The following is a 2,842-nucleotide window of genomic DNA, read 5'->3' as shown; positions in this document are numbered from 1 at the left end:
CGCCGTTTTTTCTCTGGGCAGCTTCCTCTCGATTGGAAATCCGGGATGGCCGCTGCTTTGTTTGAGTATGCCCAAATTTATGGAAGGCGTATGTATAATTTTGGATAATCAACACTCGTGTTCAAACGAATATTTCCAATCTGGCCGGCGTGCCGTCGATCGTGTTTGGCCTGCTGGGGCTTACGGTTTTTGTCCGTGAGCTTGGACTTGGGCGCAGTGTCTTGGCGGCCGGGTTGACGATGAGCTTGCTCATTCTTCCAGTGATCGTCGTCGCGGCCCAAGAGGCGATTCGTGCGGTTCCCCAGCAGCTGCGGGAAGCGTCGTATGCCATGGGGGCGACGAAATGGCAAACGATTTGTCGGGTGGTGTTGCCGGCGGCGCTGCCGGGAATGCTGACGGGGGCCATTTTGGCGTTTTCCCGCGCTATTGGGGAGACAGCTCCGCTTGTGGTGCTCGGCATCCCGACGTTTATCGCCTACCTGCCGGGCAGCGTACTTGATACGTTTACCGCTATGCCGTTGCAAATTTACAACTGGACAGGGCGGCCGCAAGAGGAGTTTCAGCATGTAGCGGCTGCCGGGATTATCGTCCTGCTCGTCTTTTTAATTTTGATGAATTCGGTCGCGGTATTGATTCGCAACAAGTTTCAAAAGCGGTTTTAACGCAAAAATTTCGGGGAAGAGCGAAAGGAGACCAATCAGATGATGGCAACAAACACAAAGAAAACAAAACTCTCACCGTTGGTCGAATCGTCTGCGGCAACGCCGGCGGTCGAAGATGTTGCAACAAAAGGCGTTGTGTACGAGACAACAGATTTAAACTTATGGTATGGTGAACATCATGCGCTGAAGCACATTCATTTAACAATTTATGAAAATGAGGTGACGGCAATTATCGGGCCGTCAGGATGTGGAAAATCGACCTATATTAAAACGTTGAACCGAATGGTCGAGCTCGTGCCGAACGTCCGCATTGCCGGCCAGCTCGTCTACCGCGGGCGCAACATTTTTGACCCTTCCTATCCGGTTGAACAATTGCGGACACAAGTCGGCATGGTGTTTCAAAAGCCGAACCCGTTCCCGAAATCGATTTACGACAATATTGCGTACGGTCCTCGCATTCATGGCATCCGCAATAAAAAAGTGCTCGACGAAATTGTCGAAAAAAGTTTGCGAGGGGCGGCGCTTTGGGATGAGGTAAAAGATCGGCTGCACGATCATGCCTACGGGTTATCAGGCGGACAGCAGCAGCGATTGTGCATCGCCCGCTGTTTGGCGATTGAGCCGGACGTTATTTTAATGGATGAACCGACGTCTGCGCTCGATCCGATTTCCACGTTGAAAATCGAGGAACTTATTCAAGAATTGAAAAAACAATACAGCATCATTATTGTGACCCATAACATGCAGCAAGCGGCCCGCATTTCGGACAAAACAGCGTTTTTCTTGAACGGAGAAGTGATTGAATACGCAGAGACGAACAAGCTGTTTTCCAATCCGGCCGACCAGCGTACAGAAGACTACATTACCGGTCGTTTCGGATAAAAAACAAGGGAGGAAAGCCTGAAATGCGTGAAACGTTTGCTGATGACTTGCGAGCGCTGCACAACAAGCTGGTTGAGATGGGGCGGTTAACAGAAGTGGCATTGCAACAGGCGATTGACGCGTTTCAAACACAAAACAAACATTTGGCGATGGCCGTCATTGATGGAGACGGCTCGATTGACAAGCTCGAAGAAGAAGTGAACGACTTTGCGTTGTGGCTCATTGCGAAACAGCAGCCGGTCGCGACCGACTTGCGCCGCATCATCGCCGCGATCAAAATCGCGGGCGATATCGAGCGGATCGCCGATTTGGCCGTTAATGTCGCCAAGGCGTGCATCCGCATCGGCGGCGAGCCGTTCGTCATCGACATCCGCTCGCTAGTGTCGATGCACCAATTGGCGGCAGACATGGTATCGGCGGCTATGACGGCGTACGATCGGGAAGATGCATCGCTGGCTGCACAAATTGCCGATATGGATCGTCAGGTTGACGAGCGGTACGGGGAGATGATGAGAGCGCTGCTTGAGATGGAGAAAACAGATAAAGAGGCGCTGGCGCAAATGAACGTGCTGGCTCTCGTCGCCCGGTATATTGAACGGACGGCGGATCATGCGACCAATATCGCCGAGCATCTCCTTTATCTCGTCAAAGGGAAGCATTATGATTTGAATGATTGATGCAAATACAAAGAAGGAGGCAGTCTTTTCATCATTTGCCTCCTTCTTTCCGTTATGGTTTAGCAATCAAGCGGCTGATCGCCGCATAATCCATATCGCTTCGCACGTTATAGGCGCCGGGGCGGATCGAGCGCGTCAGCCCGTGCTGTTGCAAATACTCGCGAAACGTGCGAGCGCTTTGAATAATGCCGGCATCCTCAAGCTCTTTGGCGAACGTTTCCGGAGTGTCGCCTTTTTGGATGACAAGGCGGTATATGTATACTGTTTTCGCCGGTTGCGCAGCCGGCTGTTCAGCCGACGTTTGCCGGCCGCGGCGAAGTTGATCGTATTCGCTTTTCGCAATGGCAACAAGCCCGCGTTGTTCGAGAAACGCTTGCACTTCCGCTTCCGTCGGCGCATCGGGGGCGGAATGATAATACGAGACGCCGATGAATGATGTGGCAACAAGCAGGCCGAGAGCAAAGGCGCGCATCGTCCGTTTCTTCATCGCAGCAATCTCCTCACGATCCGCTCGACCTCGGCAACCGTCAAACCGGTCTCTTGCGCAATCTCTTCGAGCGGAAATCCTTGTTTATGCAAAAAGAAGATGCGCCGCTCGGTGTCGGAAAAAGGACCGCGGCG

General features: G+C 52.4%; 3 protein-coding genes and 1 pseudogene. 3 read left to right on the top strand and 1 reads right to left on the bottom strand.

The features are described from left to right. Positions 1–119: 119 nt before the first annotated feature. The 3 genes and pseudogenes from pstA to phoU form a co-directional block, all read left to right on the top strand. Positions 120–662 (top strand): annotated as a pseudogene (gene pstA / locus IKE44_RS13620) (phosphate ABC transporter permease PstA); the annotation flags it as partial. Positions 663–701: 39 nt separating this feature from the next. Next, a complete protein-coding gene (gene pstB, locus IKE44_RS13615; RefSeq protein ID WP_049625179.1) occupies positions 702–1,544 on the top strand; it encodes a phosphate ABC transporter ATP-binding protein PstB in 843 nt (280 codons plus the stop codon). A 23-nt stretch (positions 1,545–1,567) separates the two neighbouring features. Next, positions 1,568–2,221, top strand: a complete 654-nt coding sequence (gene phoU, locus IKE44_RS13610) for a phosphate signaling complex protein PhoU (RefSeq protein ID WP_033014630.1) — start codon at positions 1,568–1,570, stop codon at positions 2,219–2,221. A gap of 52 nt (positions 2,222–2,273) precedes the next feature. Here phoU and IKE44_RS13605 read toward each other — a convergent pair whose 3' ends face one another. Further along, positions 2,274–2,708: an MltG/YceG/YrrL family protein gene (locus tag IKE44_RS13605; RefSeq protein ID WP_033014624.1), complete on the bottom strand. Its 435-nt coding sequence runs from the start codon at positions 2,706–2,708 to the stop codon at positions 2,274–2,276. Between the last annotated feature and the right edge of the window lie 134 nt (positions 2,709–2,842).

The organism is Geobacillus sp. (assembly GCF_017515625.1).
In the GTDB taxonomy this organism is placed as follows: Bacteria; Bacillota; Bacilli; order Bacillales; family Anoxybacillaceae; genus Geobacillus; species Geobacillus stearothermophilus.
The sequence above is the reverse complement of the archived record's forward strand: the minus strand, read 5'-3'. Positions and strand labels throughout refer to the sequence as shown.